We start from the raw sequence: 20177 nt of genomic DNA, 5'->3' as shown, positions 1-20177 counted from the left end.
TCATGAGATCGAAAAGATTTGAAGCACTGGCGAAACGCCCTGTGAATCAGGATGGTTTCGTTAAGGAGTGGATTGAAGAGGGCTTTATCGCGATGGAAAGCCCTAACGATCCCAAACCTTCTATCCGCATCGTCAACGGCGCGGTGACCGAACTCGACGGTAAACCGGTTGAGCAGTTCGACCTGATTGACCACTTTATCGCGCGCTACGGCATTAATCTGGCACGTGCCGAAGAAGTGATGGCCATGGATTCGGTCAAGCTCGCCAACATGCTCTGCGACCCGAACGTTAAACGCAGCGACATCGTGCCGCTCACTACCGCGATGACCCCGGCGAAAATCGTCGAAGTGGTGTCGCATATGAACGTGGTCGAGATGATGATGGCGATGCAAAAAATGCGCGCCCGCCGCACGCCGTCCCAGCAGGCGCATGTCACTAATATCAAAGATAATCCGGTACAGATTGCCGCCGACGCCGCTGAAGGCGCATGGCGCGGCTTTGACGAGCAGGAGACCACCGTCGCCGTGGCGCGCTACGCGCCGTTCAACGCCATCGCCCTGCTGGTCGGTTCACAGGTGGGCCGCCCCGGCGTCCTCACCCAGTGTTCGCTGGAAGAAGCCACCGAGCTGAAACTGGGCATGCTGGGCCATACCTGCTATGCCGAAACCATTTCGGTCTACGGTACGGAACCGGTGTTTACCGATGGCGATGACACCCCATGGTCGAAAGGCTTCCTCGCCTCCTCCTACGCCTCGCGCGGCCTGAAAATGCGCTTTACCTCCGGCTCCGGCTCTGAAGTGCAGATGGGTTATGCCGAAGGCAAATCGATGCTGTATCTCGAAGCGCGCTGCATCTACATCACCAAAGCCGCCGGGGTGCAAGGCCTGCAGAATGGCTCCGTCAGCTGTATCGGCGTGCCGTCCGCCGTACCGTCGGGTATCCGCGCCGTACTGGCGGAAAACCTGATTTGCTCAGCGCTGGATCTGGAGTGCGCCTCAAGTAACGATCAAACCTTTACCCACTCGGATATGCGGCGTACCGCGCGCCTGCTGATGCAGTTCCTGCCAGGCACCGACTTTATCTCCTCCGGTTACTCGGCGGTGCCGAACTACGACAACATGTTTGCCGGTTCCAACGAAGATGCCGAAGACTTCGACGACTACAACGTGATCCAGCGCGATCTGAAGGTCGATGGCGGCCTGCGGCCGGTGCGTGAAGAGGACGTGATCGCCATTCGTAATAAAGCCGCCCGCGCGCTGCAAGCGGTATTTGCCGGCATGGGTTTGCCGCCAATTACGGATGAAGAGGTGGAGGCCGCCACTTACGCCCACGGTTCAAAAGATATGCCTGAGCGCAACATCGTTGAGGACATCAAGTTTGCCCAGGAGATCATCAACAAGAACCGCAACGGCCTGGAGGTGGTGAAAGCCCTGGCGAAAGGCGGCTTCCCCGATGTCGCCCAGGACATGCTCAATATTCAGAAAGCCAAGCTCACCGGCGACTACCTGCACACCTCCGCCATCATCGTCGGCGAAGGCCAGGTGCTCTCAGCCGTGAATGACGTGAACGATTATGCCGGTCCGGCAACAGGCTACCGCCTGCAAGGCGAGCGCTGGGAAGAGATTAAAAATATCCCGGGCGCGCTCGATCCCAATGAACTTGGCTAAGGGGTGAAAAATGGAAATTAACGAAACGCTGCTGCGCCAGATTATCGAAGAGGTGCTGTCGGAGATGAAATCAGGCGCAGATAAGCCGGTCTCCTTTAGCGCGCCTGCGGCTTCTGTCGCCTCTGCCGCACCGGTCGCCGTTGCGCCTGTGTCCGGCGACAGCTTCCTGACGGAAATCGGCGAAGCCAAACCCGGCACGCAGCAGGATGAAGTCATAATTGCCGTCGGGCCAGCGTTTGGTCTGGCGCAAACCGCCAATATCGTCGGCATTCCGCATAAAAATATTCTGCGCGAAGTGATCGCCGGCATTGAGGAAGAAGGCATCAAAGCCCGGGTGATCCGCTGCTTTAAATCTTCTGACGTCGCCTTCGTGGCGGTGGAAGGCAACCGCCTGAGCGGCTCCGGCATCTCGATCGGTATTCAGTCGAAAGGCACCACCGTCATCCACCAGCGGGGCCTGCCGCCGCTTTCCAATCTGGAACTCTTCCCGCAGGCGCCGCTGCTGACCCTGGAAACCTACCGCCAGATTGGCAAAAACGCCGCGCGCTACGCCAAACGCGAGTCGCCGCAGCCGGTGCCGACGCTTAACGATCAGATGGCTCGTCCCAAATACCAGGCGAAGTCGGCCATTTTGCACATTAAAGAGACCAAATACGTAGTGACGGGCAAAAACCCGCAGGAACTGCGCGTGGCGCTTTAACAAAGGATATCCCGATGAATACCGACGCAATTGAATCCATGGTACGCGACGTGCTGAGCCGGATGAACAGCCTACAGGACGGGGCAACGCCCGCGCCAGCCGCACCGACAAACGACACCGCTCGCCAGCCTAAAGTCAGCGACTACCCGTTAGCCACCCGCCATCCGGAGTGGGTCAAAACCGCTACCAATAAAACGCTCGATGACCTGACGCTGGAGAACGTATTAAGCGATCGCGTTACGGCGCAGGACATGCGCATCACCCCGGAAACGCTGCGTATGCAGGCGGCGATCGCCCAGGATGCCGGACGCGATCGGCTGGCGATGAACTTTGAGCGGGCCGCCGAGCTCACCGCGGTTCCCGACGACCGGATCCTTGAGATCTACAACGCCCTGCGCCCATACCGTTCCACCCAGGCGGAGCTACTGGCGATCGCTGATGACCTCGAGCATCGCTACCAGGCCCGGCTCTGTGCCGCCTTTGTTCGGGAAGCGGCCGGGCTGTACGTCGAGCGTAAGAAACTGAAAGGCGACGATTAACAGGGGGCAAGCATGCGCTATATCGCTGGCATTGATATTGGCAACTCATCGACAGAGGTCGCCCTAGCGACGGTCGATGACGCAGGTGTGCTGAACATCCGCCACAGCGCGCTGGCTGAAACCACCGGTATTAAAGGCACATTACGTAATGTGTTCGGTATTCAGGAGGCGCTAACACAGGCGGCAAAAGCGGCAGGCATTCAGGTCAGCGATATCTCGCTTATTCGCATTAACGAAGCCACGCCGGTCATTGGCGATGTGGCGATGGAGACCATCACGGAAACCATCATCACCGAGTCCACCATGATCGGCCACAACCCGAAGACACCCGGCGGCGTCGGACTGGGGGTCGGCATCACCATCACACCGGAGGCGCTGCTGTCCTGCGCTGCGGACGCCCCCTATATTCTGGTGGTCTCCTCAGCCTTTGACTTTGCCGATGTCGCTGCGATGGTCAATGCGGCGACGGCAGCGGGCTATCAGATTTCCGGCATTATTTTGCAGCAGGATGATGGCGTGCTGGTCAATAACCGGCTACAGCAACCGCTGCCGGTGATCGATGAAGTTCAGCATATCGACCGTATTCCACTTGGCATGCTGGCGGCGGTCGAGGTCGCTTTACCCGGCAAGATTATCGAAACGCTCTCCAACCCCTATGGTATTGCCACCGTTTTCAATCTCAACGCCGAAGAGACCAAAAATATCGTGCCAATGGCGCGGGCGCTGATTGGCAATCGTTCGGCCGTAGTGGTGAAAACCCCCTCCGGCGACGTCAAGGCACGGACTATTCCGGCGGGGAATCTGCTGCTCATCGCTCAGGGGCGCAGCGTACAGGTTGATGTGGCCGCCGGGGCGGAAGCCATCATGAAGGCGGTTGACGGCTGCGGCAAACTGGACAACGTCGCGGGAGAAGCGGGCACCAATATCGGCGGCATGCTTGAGCACGTGCGCCAGACCATGGCGGAGCTTACCAATAAGCCAGCTCAGGAGATCCGCATTCAGGATCTGCTGGCCGTTGATACGGCGGTGCCGGTCAGCGTGACCGGTGGCCTGGCGGGGGAGTTCTCGCTGGAGCAGGCGGTGGGTATCGCCTCGATGGTCAAGTCGGATCGCCTGCAGATGGCCCTGATCGCCCGTGAAATTGAGCACAAACTGCAGATTGCGGTTCAGGTGGGTGGCGCTGAGGCGGAAGCGGCCATTCTCGGGGCGCTCACCACTCCCGGCACCACGCGCCCGCTGGCGATCCTCGATCTGGGCGCCGGGTCGACCGACGCCTCCATTATCAATGCGCAAGGAGAGATCAGCGCCACTCACCTGGCCGGCGCCGGCGATATGGTCACGATGATCATCGCCCGCGAGCTGGGGCTTGAGGACCGCTACCTGGCGGAAGAGATCAAAAAATACCCGCTGGCGAAAGTCGAAAGCCTGTTTCATCTGCGTCATGAAGACGGCAGCGTCCAGTTTTTTCCGTCGGCCTTACCACCGGCGGTATTTGCCCGCGTCTGCGTGGTGAAACCGGATGAACTGGTTCCCCTGCCCGGCGATCTGCCGCTGGAGAAGGTGCGCGCCATTCGCCGTAGCGCCAAATCACGCGTCTTTGTCACCAACGCCCTGCGGGCGTTACGTCAGGTGAGCCCTACCGGCAACATTCGCGACATTCCCTTCGTGGTGCTGGTGGGCGGCTCGTCCCTCGATTTCGAGATCCCCCAGCTGGTCACCGACGCGCTGGCGCACTACCGGCTGGTTGCCGGGCGCGGCAACATCCGCGGCAGTGAAGGCCCACGCAATGCGGTCGCCAGCGGATTACTCCTCTCCTGGCAAAAAGGAGGCACGCATGGAGAGTAGCGTAGTCGCCCCCGCCATCGTCATTGCCGTCACTGACGAATGCAGCGAACAGTGGCGCGATGTCCTGCTGGGCATTGAAGAGGAGGGCATTCCTTTCGTTCTGCAACCGCAGACCGGCGGCGATCTGGTCCAACACGCCTGGCAGGCGGCGCAGCGTTCGCCGCTGCTGGTGGGCATCGCCTGCGACCGGGAACAGCTCATCGTGCACTACAAAAATTTACCCGCATCAACTCCGCTGTTTTCGTTGAGGTATCACCAGGACAGGCTGGCCCGGCGAAACACTGGCAACAATGCGGCTCGTCTCGTCAAAGGGATCCCATTTCGGGATCGCAATGCTTAATCCACAGGAGAACACAATATGAATAACGCACTAGGACTGGTTGAAACGAAAGGCCTGGTTGGCGCCATTGAAGCCGCTGATGCAATGGTGAAATCTGCCAACGTGCAGTTGATTGGTTACGAAAAAATTGGCTCCGGGCTGATTACCGTGATGGTCCGCGGAGACGTCGGCGCGGTCAAAGCCGCCGTTGACGCCGGGAGCGCGGCGGCCAGCGTGGTCGGCGAGGTCAAGTCCAGCCATGTGATCCCACGCCCGCACAGCGATGTCGAGGCCATCCTGCCGAAATCCGTCTGACCTTGAAACAAGGAGCACTGCGTGAAGCAATCACTGGGATTACTTGAGGTCAGCGGCCTGGCCCTGGCCATCACCTGCGCCGACGCCATGGCGAAAGCGGCCGCCATCACGCTGCTCGCCCTGGAAAAGACCAACGGCTCCGGCTGGATGGTGGTGAAGATCGCCGGTGATGTGGCCTCTGTCCAGGCGGCGGTGATGACCGGGGCCGAACTCGCCGACCGGCAGCAGGGGCTGGTGGCGCAGAAGGTTATCGCCAGGCCCGGCGCAGGCCTGCTGCCAGCCCGCGTCGAAGCGCCTTCACCAGCACCTGACGCTGCTCTGGAAGAGGAGAACGCCACCGTAATGGATGAGCGCAGAGATCCCGCAGACACCCTCCCCCGCCCTGCGGAGCAGGTGGCCTGCAACCTGTGCCTGGACCCGCACTGTCCACGGCAAAAAGGCGAACCTCGCTCGCAGTGCCTGCACGCCGGTAAACGAGGTGACGCGTAATGGATAAACAACAGCTGGCTTCAACAGTCAACAAAGTGCTGGATGAGATGCGCCAGCGTCCCATCCCTATCGGTATCTCCAGTCGCCATATCCATTTAGCGGCGGAGGACTATGCCAGGCTTTTTCCCGCTCAGTCCATCCAGCCGAAAAAAGCGCTGCTGCAGCCCGGGCAGTATGCCGCAGAGCAGACGGTGACTCTGGTTGGCCCCAAAGGACGATTAAATAACGTGCGCCTGCTCGGCCCTTTGCGCCAGACCAGCCAGGTGGAAATCTCACGCACCGACGCCCGGACCCTCGGTATCGCCGCGCCGCTGCGCATGTCAGGCAATCTGCAGGACACGCCAGGGATCCGCCTGATAAGCCCCTTTGCCGAACTGGAGCTGAGCAGCGGGACGATCGTCGCCCAACGACATATTCATATGTCCCCGCTCGATGCCCTGATCCTGCGCGTCGCCCATGGCGATAGCGTCGCGGTGGCGATCGAAGGCAGCGACAGGCGGCTTATCTTCGACAATGTAGCGGTCCGCGTAGCCCCGGATATGCGTCTTGAGATGCACATCGATACTGACGAAGCCAATGCGGCAGGCGCTGACGCTGCGCAGGCCTGGGCTACGCTGGTGACGAAGCCATGAACCACGCGATGCTGCAGCGTATCGTCGAAGAGGTCGCCGCCCGTCTGCGCCGTCGCGCCCGGAGTACGGCCACGCTCAGCGTGGCCCAGCTCGGCGAAGCGGATATCCACAGCCTGCTGTGCCAGCACGCTTCGCTGCGCATCGTGCAGGTGGATTTACCGCTGCTGGAGCAGCTTACCGGCCAGCGCGCGCTGACGGCCGCCGGTTGCGCGTTGCATGAGGCGATGGCCTGGGGCGTTCGGGTACAGCTAACGCTGCTTCCCGCCCTGCTCCCCGCGCTGGCGGTAAAAAAACTCGCCCGTTTGCCGCTGACGTTCAGCGACCCGCCTGGCCAGCCCGTCAGACTTCACGCCGCGTCGGTGCTCACCTATGCCGATGTAGCCCGTCTCAGGGGAGGTTATCTGGTGCTGCGCCGCCGCCCCATTATCACCGCCCTCGCCCGCGAAGCGGCCGTCGCGCGGCATGTTCAATTGATTAAGCAGGAGTGAACTATGCATCTGGCACGCGTGACCGGCGCCGTCGTCTCGACGCAAAAATCGCCCTCTCTGAACGGCAAAAAACTGCTGCTGGTGCGCCGGGTAAGCACAGACGACGAACATCCATTTCAGCCCGCGAGCGGCGATGAAGTGGCGGTAGATTCGGTTGGCGCTGGCGTCGGCGAACTGGTGCTGCTCTGCAGCGGCTCGAGCGCACGCCACGTCTTTAGCGGCCCGAATGAGGCCATCGATCTTGCCGTTGTGGGCATTGTTGACTCACTTTCACGCTAAGGGGGCGCCTGTGGCTATTTATACCCGAACCGGCGATGCCGGCAGTACATCACTCTTTACCGGCCAGCGGGTCAGCAAGACGCATCCGCGCGTCGAAGCCTACGGCACCCTGGATGAACTGAACGCGGTGCTGAGCCTGTGCGTCTGCGCCGCCGCTGAAGAGGAACATCGCGTCCTGCTCGAAGCCCTGCAGCAGCATATTTTCTGGTTCAGCGCGGAGCTCGCCAGCGACAGCGAACAGCCATCACCGGGTAAGCGCTATATCAGCAGCGAAGAGATTGCCCTGCTGGAGCAGACCATCGATCGCGAGATGGCCCGCGTGCCGGCGCTGCACCAGTTTGTGTTGCCCGGACGGTGCGAAGCCGCCAGTCGCCTGCACCTGGCCCGCACCGTTGCCCGTCGGGCGGAGCGTCGGCTGGTCGAGCTGGCGGCAGAGGTCACTCTCCGTCAGATACTGCTGCGTTATCTGAACCGCTTATCTGACTGTCTGTATGCCCTGGCGCGCAGCGAGGATCATGCCGATCACCAGCGCCGGCTCGTGGCGGAGATCGCGGCCCGCTACCTGGCCGCCAGCGGGTCGCCTGCGTCCGACGCGCCCAAAGCCCAGGCCGGGGCACTCTCCTTTCACGAGCTGCATCAGCTTACCCGTCAGGCTATCGAACACGCCCGCCAGCTGCAGGTGCCGGTGGTGGTCAGCATCGTTGACGCACACGGTACCGAAACCGTGACCTGGCGAATGCCCGATGCGCTGCTGGTCAGCAGCGAGCTGGCGCCAAAAAAAGCCTGGACCGCCGTCGCCATGAAAACCGCCACCCACGAGCTCGCGACGACCGTACAGCCAGGCGCTGCGCTGTACGGTCTGGAGAGCCATCTGCAGGGCAAAGTCGTCACCTTTGGCGGCGGATATCCGCTGTGGCGCGATGGTCAGCTAATAGCCGGTCTCGGGATTAGCGGCGGCAGCGTCGAGCAGGATATGGCTATTGCACAGGCTGCCATGGCGGCCATTAACGTGAGAACACATCAATGAATACAGCAGAACTGGAAACCCTTATCCGCACCATTCTCAGCGAAAAGCTCGCGCCCGCCCCCGTTTCTCAGGAACAGCAGGGCATTTTCCGCGACGTCGGCTGCGCCATCGACGCCGCCCATCAGGCTTTTCTCCGCTATCAGCAGTGTCCGCTAAAAACCCGCAGCGCCATTATCAGCGCGCTGCGGGAGACGCTGGCCCCCGAGCTGGCGACGCTGGCGGAGGAGAGCGCCACGGAGACCGGCATGGGCAACAAAGAAGATAAATATCTGAAAAATAAAGCTGCCCTTGAGAACACACCGGGCATTGAGGATCTCACCACCAGCGCCCTCACCGGCGATGGCGGGATGGTGCTGTTTGAGTACTCGCCGTTCGGGGTTATTGGCGCCGTGGCGCCCAGCACCAACCCAACGGAAACCATTATCAACAACAGTATCAGCATGCTGGCGGCGGGTAACAGCGTCTATTTCAGCCCTCATCCCGGCGCGAAAAAGGTCTCGTTAACGCTTATTGCCAGGATCGAAGAGATCGCCTACCGCTGCAGCGGGATCCGTAACCTGGTGGTCACCGTTGCCGAGCCGACCTTTGAGGCCACCCAACAGATGATGGCCCACCCGCTGATTGCCGTTCTGGCTATCACCGGCGGCCCTGGCATTGTGGCGATGGGCATGAAAAGCGGTAAAAAAGTGATCGGCGCTGGCGCCGGCAATCCGCCGTGCATCGTTGATGAAACGGCCGATCTCGTCAAAGCCGCCGAAGATATCATCAGCGGCGCCGCCTTCGATTACAACCTGCCCTGTATCGCCGAAAAAAGCCTGATCGTCGTCGCCTCCGTCGCTGACCGCCTGATCCAGCAGATGCAGGATTTTGACGCGCTGCTGTTGAGCCCGCAGGAGACCGATACCCTGCGCGCCGTCTGCCTGCCCGACGGCGCGGCGAATAAAAAACTGGTTGGTAAGAGCCCGGCTGAGCTGCTGGCGGCCGCCGGTCTCGCCGTCCCTTCCCGCCCCCCTCGCCTGCTGATAGCCGAGGTGCAGGCGAACGACCCCTGGGTGACCTGCGAGCAACTGATGCCGGTGCTGCCGATCGTCCGGGTCGCCGATTTTGATAGCGCCCTGGCCCTGGCCCTGCGCGTTGAGGAGGGTCTGCACCACACCGCCATTATGCACTCGCAGAATGTCTCGCGGCTCAATCTGGCGGCACGCACGCTGCAGACCTCCATTTTTGTCAAAAATGGTCCGTCTTACGCGGGTATCGGCGTCGGCGGCGAAGGGTTTACCACCTTCACCATCGCCACGCCAACCGGAGAAGGCACCACCTCCGCGCGGACGTTCGCCCGCCTGCGGCGCTGCGTGTTGACCAACGGTTTTTCCATTCGCTAACCGGGGGCGCCATGCACACCTTTTCTCTGCAAACGCGCCTCTACAGCGGCCCGGGCAGCCTGGCCGCGCTGCAGCGCTTTAGCCATCAGCACATCTGGATCGTCTGCGACGGCTTCCTGGCGCGCTCGCCGCTGTTCGAGCGGCTGCGCGCCGCGCTGCCCGCCAGCAACCGCGTCAGCGTGTTCAGCGATATTACACCGGATCCGACCATTCACACCGTGGCGAAAGGGATAGCGCAGATGCAGGCCCTGCGTCCGCAAGTGGTGATCGGCTTCGGCGGCGGCTCGGCGATGGACGCCGCCAAGGCGATCGTCTGGTTCAGCCAGCAGGGCGGGCTGCCTGTCGACACCTGCGTGGCGATCCCCACCACCAGCGGTACCGGGTCGGAAGTGACCAGCGCCTGCGTCATCAGCGACCCGGAAAAAGGGATCAAGTACCCGCTGTTCCATGAGGCGCTCTGTCCCGACATGGCGATCCTCGACCCAACGCTGGTGATCAGCGTACCGCCCACCATCACAGCCCATACCGGACTGGACGTCCTGACCCACGCCCTTGAGGCATGGGTATCGCCGCAGGCCACCGATTTTACCGATGCGCTGGCGGAAAAGGCCGCCAGGCTGGTGTTTCGCGCCCTACCCGTTGCGGTTCGCCAGGGCGACTGCGTTGCGACCCGCAGCAAAATGCACAATGCTTCAACCCTCGCCGGTATGGCCTTTAGCCAGGCTGGCCTTGGGCTCAATCATGCTATCGCCCATCAGCTTGGCGGCCAGTTTCACCTTCCCCATGGCCTGGCCAACGCGCTGCTGCTGACCGCGGTGATCCGCTTTAACGCCGGCGAGCCGCGAGCGGCGAAGCGCTATGCGCGCCTGGCCAGGGCCTGCCGGTTCTGCCCGCCGGAAGCTGGCGAACAGGAGGCTCTCCAGGCGCTGCTTGCCGCGGTGGAAACACTGAAACAGCAGTGCGCCATTCCCACCCTCAAGGGCGCCTTGCAGGAAAAATATCCCCTTTTCTTATCGCGAATTCCCGCCATGGTGCCGGCCGCGCTGGCCGACGCCACCCTGCGCACCAACCCGCGTCCGGCCGATGGCGCGGCCATCGCGCAACTGCTGGAGAGCCTGCAATGAGTGAAGCGATAGTGCCACTACCAGACATGGACGCGGCGGAGATCCGCGAGCGCATCCGGGCCGCCGGCGTGGTGGGCGCCGGTGGGGCGGGCTTTCCGACCCACATCAAACTGCAGGCCAGGGTGGATACCGTGCTGGTGAACGCCGCTGAATGCGAACCGATGCTGAAGGTTGATCAACAGCTGATGGCGCAGCAGGCTGACCGGCTGATTCGCGGCCTGGGTTACGCAATGACCGCCACCGGCGCCCGGGAAGGGATCATTGCCCTGAAAGCGAAATATACTCCGGCGATTGCGGCGTTAACCCCGCGACTACCGGAATGGGCCCGGCTGCATATTCTGCCTGATGTCTATCCGGCCGGGGATGAGGTGCTCACTATCTGGCTGGCGACGGGTCGTCGCGTGCCGCCTGCCGCGCTGCCGGTCAGCGTCGGCGTAGTGGTCAATAACGTGCAGACGGTGCTCAATATCGCCAGAGCCGTGGAGCAGGGCTATCCGGTGACCCGCCGGACGTTGACCGTCAATGGCGCTGTCGCCCGTCCGCTGACGCTGACTGTCCCGCTGGGCATGTCGCTGCGCGAGGTGCTGGCCCTGGCCGGCGGCGCGACGGTTGCCGAACCGGGGTTTATCAACGGCGGTCCGATGATGGGCGCACTCATCACCTCCCTCGAGACACCGGTCACCAAAACCACCGGCGGCCTGCTGGTGCTTCCGGGCAACCATCCGTTGATCCAGCGGCGGCGGCAGGATGAGCACACCCTGCTCGCCATCGCCCGCACCGTCTGTGAGCAGTGCCGCTTATGCACGGATTTATGCCCCCGGCACCTGATCGGCCATGAGCTTTCTCCCCACCTGCTGGTGCGGGCGGTGAACTATCGCCAGGCGGCCACCCCGTCGCTGCTGCTCAGCGCCCTGACCTGCTCGGAGTGCAACGTTTGCGAGAGCGTCGCCTGCCCGGTGGGGATTTCCCCTATGCGCATCAACCGTCTGCTGAAACGTGAGCTGAGAGCGAAAAATCTGCGCTACGAAGGACCGCTGCGTCCGGCGGACGAGATGGCGAAGCACCGCCTGGTGCCGGTCAAACGGCTCATCAGCAAACTGGGGCTTGATCCCTGGTATCAGGAGGCGCCGCTGACGGCGGTGGAGCCGGAGGTGGGCTGCGTCACCCTGCCGCTGCGCCAGCATATCGGCATCAGCGCCGTCCCCTGCGTCGCGCCGGGAGAGCGAGTAACGCGCGGCCAGCTACTGGCAGACATCCCTGCCGACGCCCTCGGTGCGCCGGTACACGCCAGTATTGACGGCCAGGTCTCCGCCATCACGGAGCAGGCCATTACGCTTGTAAGAGGTTAATCATGACCCAGGCTATCGGAATTTTAGAACTGACCAGTATCGCCAGGGGAATGGAGCTGGGCGACGTCATGCTGAAAAGCGCGAACGTACAGCTCCTGCTCTGCAGAACCCTTTGTCCCGGGAAATTCCTGCTGATGCTCGGCGGCGACGTCGGCGCCGTGCAACAGGCAATCGCCGCCGGCACGGCGCGCGCCGGGGAGATGCTGGTGGACAGCCTGGTGCTGGCCAACATTCACCCCAGCGTACTGCCGGCGATCAGCGGACTCAACGTGGTCGAGCAGCGGCAGGCGGCGGGGATCGTCGAAACCTGGAGCGTGGCGGCATGCATCAGCGCCGCCGACCGCGCGGTGAAAGCGGCCAACGTCACCCTGGTTCGCGTTCATATGGCGTTTGGTATCGGCGGCAAATGCTACATGGTGGTGGCGGGTGATATCGCCGATGTCGACAACGCCGTCACGGTGGCCAGCGACAGCGCAGGCGAGAAAGGATTACTGGTTTACCGGGCAGTGATCCCGCGACCGCACGATGCGCTGTGGCAACAGCTGATGGAGGGATAATGGAACCGCAAACCCCTACCGAACGCATGATCCAGGAGTATGTCCCGGGTAAACAGGTCACTCTGGCGCATCTCATCGCCAATCCGGGCAAAGATCTGTTCAAAAAGCTGGGCCTGCCGGACGCGGTCTCCGCTATCGGCATTCTCACCATTACCCCCAGTGAGGCGTCGATCATCGCCTGCGACATCGCCACCAAGTCCGGCGCGGTGGAGATCGGCTTTCTCGATCGCTTCACCGGCGCGGTGGTATTGACTGGCGATGTCTCCGCGGTGGAGTACGCGCTCAGGCAGGTCACACGCACCCTTGGTGAGCTGATGCGCTTCACCGCCTGCCCGATCACACGGACCTGAGCCCATGAAACGCCTGATGCTTATCGGACCCAGCCAGTGCGGCAAAACCTCGCTGACCCAGGTATTGCGTGGCGAAACCCTGCGTTATCAGAAAACGCAGGCCATCGTCTGGACGCCGACCGCCATCGACACCCCGGGGGAATATCTGGAAAACCGCTGCCTGTACAGCGCGCTGCTCACCAGCGCCTGCGAGGCCGATGTCATCGCGCTGGTAATGAATGCCGATGCGCCCTGGTCACCCTTTTCTCCGGGGTTTACCGCTCCGATGAACCGCCCGGTCATCGGGGTGATCACCAAAGCCGATTTGGCCGCCCCGCCCCGTCTGCAACAGGTCCGGGCATGGCTCGAGGCGGCAGGCGCCGAACATATCTTTATCACCAGCGCGTTAACCGGCGACGGGCTTGATGACCTGCTCGCCTGCCTGAACGCAGAGGAATATCAATGACCTATAAAATCATGGCGATCAACGCCGGCAGCTCCTCCCTGAAGTTTCAGCTGCTTAACATGCCGCAGGGAGCGCTGCTCTGCCAGGGGCTGATCGAACGTATTGGCCTGCCCGAGGCCCGCTTCACGCTGAAAACGCCGACGCAGAAATGGCAGGAGACGCTGCCCATCGCCGATCACCATGAGGCAGTGACCCTGCTGCTGGAGGCGCTGACCGGCCGCGGGATCCTGAGCAGCCTGCAGGAGATAGACGGCGTTGGCCACCGCGTCGCCCACGGCGGCGAACGCTTCAAAGACGCCGCGCTGGTCTGCGACGACACCCTGCGGAAGATCGAACGCCTGGCGGAGCTGGCGCCGCTGCATAACCCGGTCAATGCGCTGGGCATTCGTCTCTTTCGCCAGCGGCTGCCGGCGGTACCGGCGGTGGCGGTCTTTGATACCGCCTTTCACCAGACCCTGAAGCCGGAGGCCTGGCTCTATCCCCTGCCCTGGCGCTATTACGCCGAGCTCGGCATTCGCCGCTACGGTTTTCACGGCACCAGCCATCACTATGTCAGCAGCGCGCTGGCGGAAAAGCTGGGCGTACCGCTGAGCGCCCTGCGGGTAGTGAGCTGCCACCTGGGCAATGGCTGTAGCGTCTGCGCCATCAAAGGCGGGCAGTCGGTGAATACCTCAATGGGCTTTACTCCCCAGTCCGGGGTAATGATGGGCACCCGCAGCGGCGATATCGACCCGTCGATCCTTCCCTGGCTGGTGGAGAAAGAAGGTAAATCCGCCCTGCAGCTCAGCCAGCTGCTGAATAATGAATCCGGGCTGCTGGGCGTCTCCGGCGTGTCCTCTGACTACCGCGACGTCGAACAGGCAGCCGACGCCGGCAATGAACGCGCAGCTCTGGCGCTGTCGCTGTTTGCCGAACGCATTCGCGCAACTATCGGCAGCTATATCATGCAGATGGGAGGCCTGGATGCGCTGATCTTTACCGGCGGCATTGGCGAGAATTCCGCCCGGGCGCGGGCGACAATCTGCCGCAATTTGCACTTTCTCGGCCTCGCGCTGGACGACGAGAAAAACCAGCGGAGCGCGACCTTTATTCAGGCGGATAATGCGCTGGTCAAAGTGGCGGTGATCAACACCAATGAAGAGCTAATGATTGCCCGCGACGTCATGCGTCTTGCATTGCCGCAGGCGCGCGAGCTGACGGTGTCGGCATAAACGACGCGCCTCCTCTTGCGGAGAATCATGGTAACCTGCGGGTCGCCATGCCACTATGCGCCCTGGCGAAGGTAAGCGGAAAGGTGAAAACGTGGCTGTTGCACAATGTCCCGCCTCGTGCGGAGAACTTATCCAGGGCTGGATCCTCGGCAGCGAAAAGCTGGTCTCCTGTCCGGTGGACTGGTACAGCACCGTCGAGGTCGAGACCGGGGTGCCGCGAAAAGACGAGCGGCCGCTGTCGCGGGCGATGGTCGACCAGCTGCTGGCCCACTGGGGCTACCCCCCAGCGCTGAGCCAGCAGATCCGCATCACCCTGCACTCAACGATCCCGGTGGCCAAAGGGATGGCCAGCAGCACCGCCGATATCGCTGCCACCGCCGTCGCCACCGCCCATCATCTGGGCCATCTACTGGATGAGCCGACGCTGGCGCGCCTGTGCGTCGCGCTGGAGCCTACCGACAGCACCCTGTTTCGCCAGCTGACGCTGTTCGACCATAATACCGCCGCCACGCAAATCGCCTGTCCCCCTCCGCCGGCGCTCGACCTGTTAGTACTGGAGAGCCCGCTGACGCTGCGCACCACCGACTACCACCAGCTGCCGCGCGAGGCGGGTCTGTTGGCTAACGCCTCCCGGCTGCAGCTGGCGTGGGAGAAAGTACAGCAGGCCTGCCATTGCGGCAGCCCACAGCTGCTGGGCGAAGCGGCGACCATCAGCGCCATCGCCAGCCAGCAGCTGTTGCCCAAACCGGGGTTTGACGCGCTACTGCAACTGGTGGAAAGCGCAGGATTGTATGGCCTTAATGTAGCGCACAGCGGCAGCGTCGTCGGCCTGCTGCTGGACCGCCGTCGTCATGACGTCGAATTTCTGCAATGGCGGCTGGCAGAGAGCGACATCGCCGCCCACTGGCCGCAGCAGCATCTGCTGGCGATGGTGACCGGGGGCGTCACCCTGCAGTAGGCCTCAGGCCAGCGCCCGGCGCAGCGCCGCCAGCAGCTGGTCGTTTTCGCTGGCGCTACGGATCGCCACCCGGAAATAACGGCTATCCAACCCCGGGTAGTTGGCGCAGCTGCGGATCAGCACATGCTGGCGCAACAGGGCGTATTGCAGGTCAAGCCCTTGCCTGTCGCAGCGCAAGAACAGGTAGTTAGCACGCCCGGGCCACACGGTCAGCCCGGTAATCTCTTTCAGTCGTGAACAGAAACGCGCCCCCTCCTCCTGCAGCCATTGCCAGGTGGCCCGCTGATACGCCCGGTCCTGGAGGATGATCTCTCCGGCCAGGGCGGCATAGGCATTGATGGACCACGGCATTTGTCGCTCGCGCAGCCGGGCCACTGCCTGGGCGTCAGCGTTGAGCAGGTAGCCGAGACGCAGCCCCGGAATAGCATAAAATTTGGTGAGCGAGCGCAGAACCCAGACGTGCGGGTGCTGCGCCAGCAGGGGAATAAATCCCGGCTGGTCGGGGATAAAGTCGAGGAAGGCCTCATCGAGGATCAGGCTGATGTTCAGCGCCCGACAGCGCTGCGCAATGGCTTCCAGCAGGCCCCGCTCCGGCAGCAGGCCGGTGGGGTTGTTCGGGGTGCAAAGAAACAGGCAGTCCAGCGCCGGAGTCAGGGCATCGAGGATGGCGTCAGTCAGCTGCCAGCCATCGCACTCCCGGAGGGCATACTCCACCAACTCGCAGTCCACCGTCTGCAGCGCCCGCCGGTACTCCGCGAAACCAGGAATGACGATCATCGCCCGCCGCGGCTTAAGGCCGTGGACGAGGGTGAAGATCGATTCAGTTTCGCCGTTGCCGGCAAGGATATGCGCCGCCGGCAGCTGATGGTGGGCAGCCAGCGCCTGATGCAGCTGTTGATACTCAACGTCAGGGTAGCGCTCGGCGCAGCCTGGGTTGTCGACGATCGCCTGCCTGAGCGAAGCTGGCATCCCCAGCGGATTGATGTTGGCGCTAAAATCCAGCAGCTCGCCGGGCGCAATACCCAGCAGGGCGGCGGCCTCGCGGATATTGCCGCCATGGGCGCTTTTCAGTAAGGCCATATCCCTTTCCTGTGTGGTTATCCGCGACGGGCCAGCGTCGCGCCGTCGGCGAAGTAGGCTTTAATCCCGGCGAGGATCGACTCGGCTACCTCCTGCTGGAATTTGGCCGTTTTCAGCTTCCGCTCTTCTTCCACGTTACTGATAAACGCCGTCTCCACCAGAATGGAGGGGATATCCGGCGCCTTCAGCACCGCAAAGCCCGCCTGCTCTACCCGATTCTTGTGCAGGTTATTGATATTGCCCATTTTCTCCAGCACCGCCTTGCCAAATTTGAGGCTGTCGGCGATGGTCAGGGACTGCACCATATCGAACATGGTGTGGTCGACATAGCGGTCGCCGCTCTTGCTGACCCCACCGATCAGATCCGAGGCATTCTGCGTCTGGGCGAGATATTTTGCCGCGGTACTGGTGGCCCCCCTGGTAGAGAGGGCAAACACTGAGGAACCGCTGGGCTGGCGGCTGGTAAAGGCGTCGGCGTGAATCGACACGAACAGGTCGGCGCGCTGCTTCTGCGCCTTGGCGACACGCACCTTCAACGGGATAAACACGTCTTCGTTGCGGGTCATATAGGCCTTCATATTGCCTTCTTTGTCGATCAGCGCCCGGAGGCGGCGGGCAATCTGCAGCACCACATCTTTCTCGCGGGTGCGATACTTCCCCACGGCGCCGGAGTCTTCGCCGCCGTGTCCGGGATCGAGCATAATGACAATCGGCCGGTCACGCCCGGCTTTGCCCGGCTGCGGTCCGCTTTGCGCCGGCGGCACCTGACGCTCCAGATCGCCTTTGTTGTAATCCTCGAGCAGCGCCAGCAGCGGATCCTGAACATCGGTGGCGTTGGCGGGGTAGAGGTCCATCACCAGACGCTCTTTAAAGCCGGCCACCGGCGCGAGGGCAAACAGCTGCGGCTTAACGTTCTGCTTGAGCTCAAAAACCATGCGCACGGTTTGCGGATCAAACTGGCCCACGCGGGCGGACTGAATAAAGGGGTCGTCATCGCGGATCTGCCCCCCCATGCCCTTCAGCACAGAGTTCAGGTTAACCCCTTCCAGATCCACCACCACCCGCTCCGGGTTACTGAGGGCAAACTGCCGGTATTTCAGCACATGATTCGATTCTACCGTGACGCGCGTGTAGGTCGATGCTGGCCAGACGCGAACAGCGACCACCCGCGCATCGGCAGCCAGCCCCACAGGGCTCACGCTCATTAACCACATGGCGCCCGCGCCCTGCAGCAGACGGCGACGGCTTAATCCAGAGTTGTTTCCCGACATGCCACTCCCAAGCAATAAAAACGCATTTGTACCCAAAACAAACAGATTGACCAGAAACTTTAACGAAAGGCATATAACCTGTCATCTATAAAAGGGTAAACATTCATTGACACCCTGCGCCGGGTCACATGTTTTTCGTGGCTTAGCCTAAAATTGGCACTTGCGTTTAACAGCAAAACAGAATAAAAATACAATAATTACGAATAATCATGCATTGAGGGTTTGTCATGGTGAAGGAACGTCGCACTGAACTGGTAGAAGGATTCCGCCATTCTGTTCCCTATATTAATGCCCATCGGGGAAAAACGTTTGTCATCATGCTGGGCGGCGAAGCCATTGAGCATGAAAATTTCTCAAATATTGTCAATGACATAGGATTATTGCATAGCCTGGGCATTCGCCTGGTCGTGGTCTATGGCGCCCGCCCGCAGATTGACGCTAACCTCGCCGAGCACCACCACGAGCCGGTCTATCACAAGCAGACGCGAGTGACTGACGCTAAAACGCTTGAGCTGGTTAAGCAGGCGGCGGGGATGCTGCAGCTGGAGATCACCGCCCGCCTGTCGATGAGCCTCAACAACACCCCGCTGCAGGGGGCCCATATCAACGTCGTCAGCGGCAACTTTATCATCGCCCAGCCGCTGGGCGTCGATGACGGCGTCGATTATTGCCACAGCGGACGCATTCGCCGCATTGACGAAGAGGCGATTCATCGTCAGCTCGACAGCGGCGCCATTGTCCTGATGGGGCCGGTCGCGGTGTCGGTCACCGGCGAGAGCTTTAACCTGACTTCGGAAGAGATCGCCACCCAGCTGGCCATCAAGCTGAAGGCGGAGAAAATGATCGGCTTCTGTTCGTCGCAAGGGGTTTACAACCAGGCCGGAGAAATCGTCTCCGAACTGTTCCCTAATGAAGCGCAGGCCCGCGTCGAAGAGCTGGAAGCGGACGAAGATTATAACTCCGGCACCGTGCGCTTCCTGCGCGGGGCCGTGAAGGCCTGCCGCAGCGGCGTGCGGCGCTGCCACCTGATCAGCTATCAGGAAAATGGCGCGCTGCTGCAGGAGCTGTTCTCACGCGACGGCATCGGCACCCAGATCGTCATGGAGAGCGCGGAGCAGATCCGCCGGGCGACCATCAACGATATCGGCGGTATTCTTGAGCTGATAAGCCCGCTTGAGCAGCAGGGCATCCTGGTGCGCCGCTCCCGCGAGCAGCTGGAGATGGAGATCGACAAATTCACCATTATTCAGCGCGATAACACCACTATCGCCTGCGCTGCCCTCTATCCTTTCCCGGAAGAGAAGATCGGCGAAATGGCCTGCGTGGCGGTGCATCCGGATTACCGGAGCTCGTCGCGGGGAGAGGTGCTTCTGGAGCGTATTGCCGCTCAGGCCAGACAGATGGGACTGAGCAAGCTGTTCGTGCTAACCACCCGCAGCATCCACTGGTTCCAGGAGCGCGGCTTCACGCCGGTGGATATCGACCTGCTGCCGGAGAGTAAAAAGCAGATGTATAACTATCAGCGCCGGTCGAAGGTGCTGATGGCCGACCTCGCTTAGGCCCTTCTTCACCCTTTCTAACGGCCCGGGATAGCGCGACGCTTATCGCTTTATCCTGGGCCGGTCTCCCGCCACTCTTCGCGCCAGCGCTCGTCTGCGGTACGCGGGCGAAATTCCTGGTTTCCGCACAGGCCATTTCTTTCTCGCTGGCTCACCGATATGCTATTGGCTGTCGACAGGACGTCGACTGGCGCCACGGCCGCCACCCGCCCTGCAAGGATCGCTGAAATAATGGAAACCAAACCGAACTGGCTGGTCAGACATATCAACCTCATTACCGCCGCGGTCGCCCTCTATCCGTGGTTGCTGATGATATTGCTGCTCTGGGATAACCAGCGCCATCATCAGCATGGTTATGCCGCGCTCGGCGCCGCCATCGCGATATTATTCCTGCTGGCCCTGACGTCCGGCATGAATGTTCTCATCTCCTCGCTGGTGATTTTTGTTGCCCGCTGTTCCACCCCACCGCTGGCCAGCGGCGCGGCAGTCCGCTTTTGCGCCATGAACTCGATATCGGTGCTCTGGCTCATCCCCCTGGTCTTCAGCTACTGATTTTTCTGCCAGTCCGGGCAACGGGCTGCATTATTTTCC

23 protein-coding genes are annotated in these 20177 nt (G+C 61.7%); 21 read left to right on the top strand and 2 right to left on the bottom strand.

Annotated features, from left to right (window positions below; genetic code table 11):
- The first annotated feature begins 2 nt into the window (after positions 1-2).
- The 19 genes from pduC to R0140_RS04445 all read left to right on the top strand — a co-directional run bounded on the left by pduC (position 3) and on the right by R0140_RS04445 (position 15676).
- Entirely contained in the window at positions 3-1667 is a 1665-nt protein-coding gene (pduC, locus tag R0140_RS04535) for a propanediol dehydratase large subunit PduC (protein ID WP_002915744.1), read from the top strand.
- Positions 1668-1677: 10 nt separating this feature from the next.
- Positions 1678-2367: a propanediol dehydratase medium subunit PduD gene (pduD, locus tag R0140_RS04530; RefSeq protein ID WP_008806302.1), complete on the top strand. Its 690-nt coding sequence runs from the start codon at positions 1678-1680 to the stop codon at positions 2365-2367.
- A 14-nt stretch (positions 2368-2381) separates the two neighbouring features.
- Entirely contained in the window at positions 2382-2906 is a 525-nt protein-coding gene (pduE, locus tag R0140_RS04525; RefSeq protein ID WP_012540674.1) for a propanediol dehydratase small subunit PduE, read from the top strand.
- Between the two features lie 12 nt (positions 2907-2918).
- A complete protein-coding gene (locus tag R0140_RS04520) occupies positions 2919-4751 on the top strand; it encodes a diol dehydratase reactivase subunit alpha (RefSeq protein ID WP_032740958.1) in 1833 nt (610 codons plus the stop codon).
- Complete coding sequence (locus R0140_RS04515; RefSeq protein ID WP_064323777.1) at positions 4741-5091, top strand: glycerol dehydratase reactivase beta/small subunit family protein; 351 nt, start codon at positions 4741-4743, stop codon at positions 5089-5091. Before R0140_RS04520 ends, R0140_RS04515 begins: the two co-directional genes overlap by 11 nt.
- Before the next feature lie 18 nt (positions 5092-5109).
- Positions 5110-5385, top strand: a complete 276-nt coding sequence (pduJ, locus tag R0140_RS04510; protein ID WP_002915806.1) for a propanediol utilization microcompartment protein PduJ — start codon at positions 5110-5112, stop codon at positions 5383-5385.
- 21 nt (positions 5386-5406) lie between these two features.
- Positions 5407-5874, top strand: coding sequence for a BMC domain-containing protein (locus tag R0140_RS04505; protein WP_032740960.1), 468 nt, complete (start codon positions 5407-5409; stop codon positions 5872-5874).
- Entirely contained in the window at positions 5874-6506 is a 633-nt protein-coding gene (locus R0140_RS04500) for a phosphate propanoyltransferase (RefSeq protein ID WP_032740961.1), read from the top strand. The genes R0140_RS04505 and R0140_RS04500 overlap by 1 nt, the downstream gene beginning before the upstream one ends.
- On the top strand, positions 6503-6994 hold the full coding sequence (pduM, locus tag R0140_RS04495) for a microcompartment protein PduM (RefSeq protein ID WP_012540669.1): 492 nt from the start codon (positions 6503-6505) through the stop codon (positions 6992-6994). Before R0140_RS04500 ends, pduM begins: the two co-directional genes overlap by 4 nt.
- A 3-nt stretch (positions 6995-6997) precedes the next feature.
- Positions 6998-7273, top strand: a complete 276-nt coding sequence (locus R0140_RS04490; protein ID WP_012540668.1) for a EutN/CcmL family microcompartment protein — start codon at positions 6998-7000, stop codon at positions 7271-7273.
- Between the two features lie 10 nt (positions 7274-7283).
- Positions 7284-8300, top strand: coding sequence for a two-domain cob(I)yrinic acid a,c-diamide adenosyltransferase PduO (gene pduO, locus R0140_RS04485; RefSeq protein WP_032740962.1), 1017 nt, complete (start codon positions 7284-7286; stop codon positions 8298-8300).
- Positions 8297-9682 (top strand): CoA-acylating propionaldehyde dehydrogenase PduP, encoded by a 1386-nt coding sequence (gene pduP, locus R0140_RS04480; RefSeq protein ID WP_032740963.1) that lies wholly within the window; start codon positions 8297-8299, stop codon positions 9680-9682. Before pduO ends, pduP begins: the two co-directional genes overlap by 4 nt.
- A gap of 11 nt (positions 9683-9693) precedes the next feature.
- Positions 9694-10806, top strand: coding sequence for a 1-propanol dehydrogenase PduQ (pduQ, locus tag R0140_RS04475; protein WP_032740964.1), 1113 nt, complete (start codon positions 9694-9696; stop codon positions 10804-10806).
- Positions 10803-12155, top strand: coding sequence for a 4Fe-4S dicluster domain-containing protein (locus R0140_RS04470; RefSeq protein WP_032740965.1), 1353 nt, complete (start codon positions 10803-10805; stop codon positions 12153-12155). Before pduQ ends, R0140_RS04470 begins: the two co-directional genes overlap by 4 nt.
- Before the next feature lie 2 nt (positions 12156-12157).
- Positions 12158-12712: a propanediol utilization microcompartment protein PduT gene (pduT, locus tag R0140_RS04465; protein ID WP_012967293.1), complete on the top strand. Its 555-nt coding sequence runs from the start codon at positions 12158-12160 to the stop codon at positions 12710-12712.
- On the top strand, positions 12712-13062 hold the full coding sequence (gene pduU / locus R0140_RS04460) for a propanediol utilization microcompartment protein PduU (protein WP_002915850.1): 351 nt from the start codon (positions 12712-12714) through the stop codon (positions 13060-13062). Before pduT ends, pduU begins: the two co-directional genes overlap by 1 nt.
- Before the next feature lie 4 nt (positions 13063-13066).
- Entirely contained in the window at positions 13067-13507 is a 441-nt protein-coding gene (gene pduV / locus R0140_RS04455; protein WP_072125676.1) for a propanediol utilization protein PduV, read from the top strand.
- Positions 13504-14718 (top strand): acetate/propionate family kinase, encoded by a 1215-nt coding sequence (locus R0140_RS04450; RefSeq protein WP_032740967.1) that lies wholly within the window; start codon positions 13504-13506, stop codon positions 14716-14718. The genes pduV and R0140_RS04450 overlap by 4 nt, the downstream gene beginning before the upstream one ends.
- 91 nt (positions 14719-14809) lie before the next feature.
- Positions 14810-15676, top strand: a complete 867-nt coding sequence (locus tag R0140_RS04445; protein ID WP_032741042.1) for a GHMP family kinase ATP-binding protein — start codon at positions 14810-14812, stop codon at positions 15674-15676.
- Between the two features lie 3 nt (positions 15677-15679).
- Here the strand turns inward: R0140_RS04445 and cobD are convergent, their stop codons facing one another.
- Together cobD and amiC are read right to left on the bottom strand one after the other, a co-directional pair.
- Complete coding sequence (gene cobD / locus R0140_RS04440) at positions 15680-16756, bottom strand: threonine-phosphate decarboxylase CobD (RefSeq protein WP_012967290.1); 1077 nt, start codon at positions 16754-16756, stop codon at positions 15680-15682.
- A 17-nt stretch (positions 16757-16773) separates the two neighbouring features.
- The gene (gene amiC / locus R0140_RS04435) at positions 16774-18027 is read right to left on the bottom strand and encodes an N-acetylmuramoyl-L-alanine amidase AmiC (RefSeq protein ID WP_008806319.1); all 1254 of its coding nucleotides are present in this window, start codon (positions 18025-18027) and stop codon (positions 16774-16776) included.
- A 227-nt stretch (positions 18028-18254) separates the two neighbouring features.
- Between amiC and argA the strand changes: the two genes are divergently transcribed.
- Entirely contained in the window at positions 18255-19586 is a 1332-nt protein-coding gene (argA, locus tag R0140_RS04430; RefSeq protein WP_004149616.1) for an amino-acid N-acetyltransferase, read from the top strand.
- Between the two features lie 231 nt (positions 19587-19817).
- Positions 19818-20138: a hypothetical protein gene (locus R0140_RS04425; protein WP_008806320.1), complete on the top strand. Its 321-nt coding sequence runs from the start codon at positions 19818-19820 to the stop codon at positions 20136-20138.
- Positions 20139-20177: the final 39 nt, after the last annotated feature.

It is taken from the genome of Klebsiella sp. w6 (assembly GCF_033100215.1).
In the GTDB taxonomy this organism is placed as follows: Bacteria; Pseudomonadota; Gammaproteobacteria; order Enterobacterales; family Enterobacteriaceae; genus Klebsiella; species Klebsiella variicola.
Note: the sequence above shows the minus strand (reverse complement) of the source record. Positions and strands in the feature narration are given on the sequence as shown.

Bases quoted from the DNA above. Each gene is read 5' to 3' on its own strand.
- pduJ (WP_002915806.1), top strand. From the start codon at position 5,110: ATGAATAACGCACTAGGACTGGTTGAAACGAAAGGCCTGGTTGGCGCC.
- pduV (WP_072125676.1), top strand. From the start codon at position 13,067: ATGAAACGCCTGATGCTTATCGGACCCAGCCAGTGCGGCAAAACCTCG.
- R0140_RS04515 (WP_064323777.1), top strand. From the start codon at position 4,741: ATGGAGAGTAGCGTAGTCGCCCCCGCCATCGTCATTGCCGTCACTGAC.
- cobD (WP_012967290.1), bottom strand. From the start codon at position 16,756: ATGGCCTTACTGAAAAGCGCCCATGGCGGCAATATCCGCGAGGCCGCC.
- R0140_RS04470 (WP_032740965.1), top strand. From the start codon at position 10,803: ATGAGTGAAGCGATAGTGCCACTACCAGACATGGACGCGGCGGAGATC.
- pduP (WP_032740963.1), top strand. From the start codon at position 8,297: ATGAATACAGCAGAACTGGAAACCCTTATCCGCACCATTCTCAGCGAA.
- R0140_RS04450 (WP_032740967.1), top strand. From the start codon at position 13,504: ATGACCTATAAAATCATGGCGATCAACGCCGGCAGCTCCTCCCTGAAG.
- pduU (WP_002915850.1), top strand. From the start codon at position 12,712: ATGGAACCGCAAACCCCTACCGAACGCATGATCCAGGAGTATGTCCCG.
- pduE (WP_012540674.1), top strand. From the start codon at position 2,382: ATGAATACCGACGCAATTGAATCCATGGTACGCGACGTGCTGAGCCGG.
- R0140_RS04520 (WP_032740958.1), top strand. From the start codon at position 2,919: ATGCGCTATATCGCTGGCATTGATATTGGCAACTCATCGACAGAGGTC.
- pduM (WP_012540669.1), top strand. From the start codon at position 6,503: ATGAACCACGCGATGCTGCAGCGTATCGTCGAAGAGGTCGCCGCCCGT.
- pduT (WP_012967293.1), top strand. From the start codon at position 12,158: ATGACCCAGGCTATCGGAATTTTAGAACTGACCAGTATCGCCAGGGGA.
- R0140_RS04425 (WP_008806320.1), top strand. From the start codon at position 19,818: ATGGAAACCAAACCGAACTGGCTGGTCAGACATATCAACCTCATTACC.
- argA (WP_004149616.1), top strand. From the start codon at position 18,255: ATGGTGAAGGAACGTCGCACTGAACTGGTAGAAGGATTCCGCCATTCT.
- pduC (WP_002915744.1), top strand. From the start codon at position 3: ATGAGATCGAAAAGATTTGAAGCACTGGCGAAACGCCCTGTGAATCAG.
- pduQ (WP_032740964.1), top strand. From the start codon at position 9,694: ATGCACACCTTTTCTCTGCAAACGCGCCTCTACAGCGGCCCGGGCAGC.
- R0140_RS04500 (WP_032740961.1), top strand. From the start codon at position 5,874: ATGGATAAACAACAGCTGGCTTCAACAGTCAACAAAGTGCTGGATGAG.
- amiC (WP_008806319.1), bottom strand. From the start codon at position 18,027: ATGTCGGGAAACAACTCTGGATTAAGCCGTCGCCGTCTGCTGCAGGGC.
- pduD (WP_008806302.1), top strand. From the start codon at position 1,678: ATGGAAATTAACGAAACGCTGCTGCGCCAGATTATCGAAGAGGTGCTG.
- R0140_RS04490 (WP_012540668.1), top strand. From the start codon at position 6,998: ATGCATCTGGCACGCGTGACCGGCGCCGTCGTCTCGACGCAAAAATCG.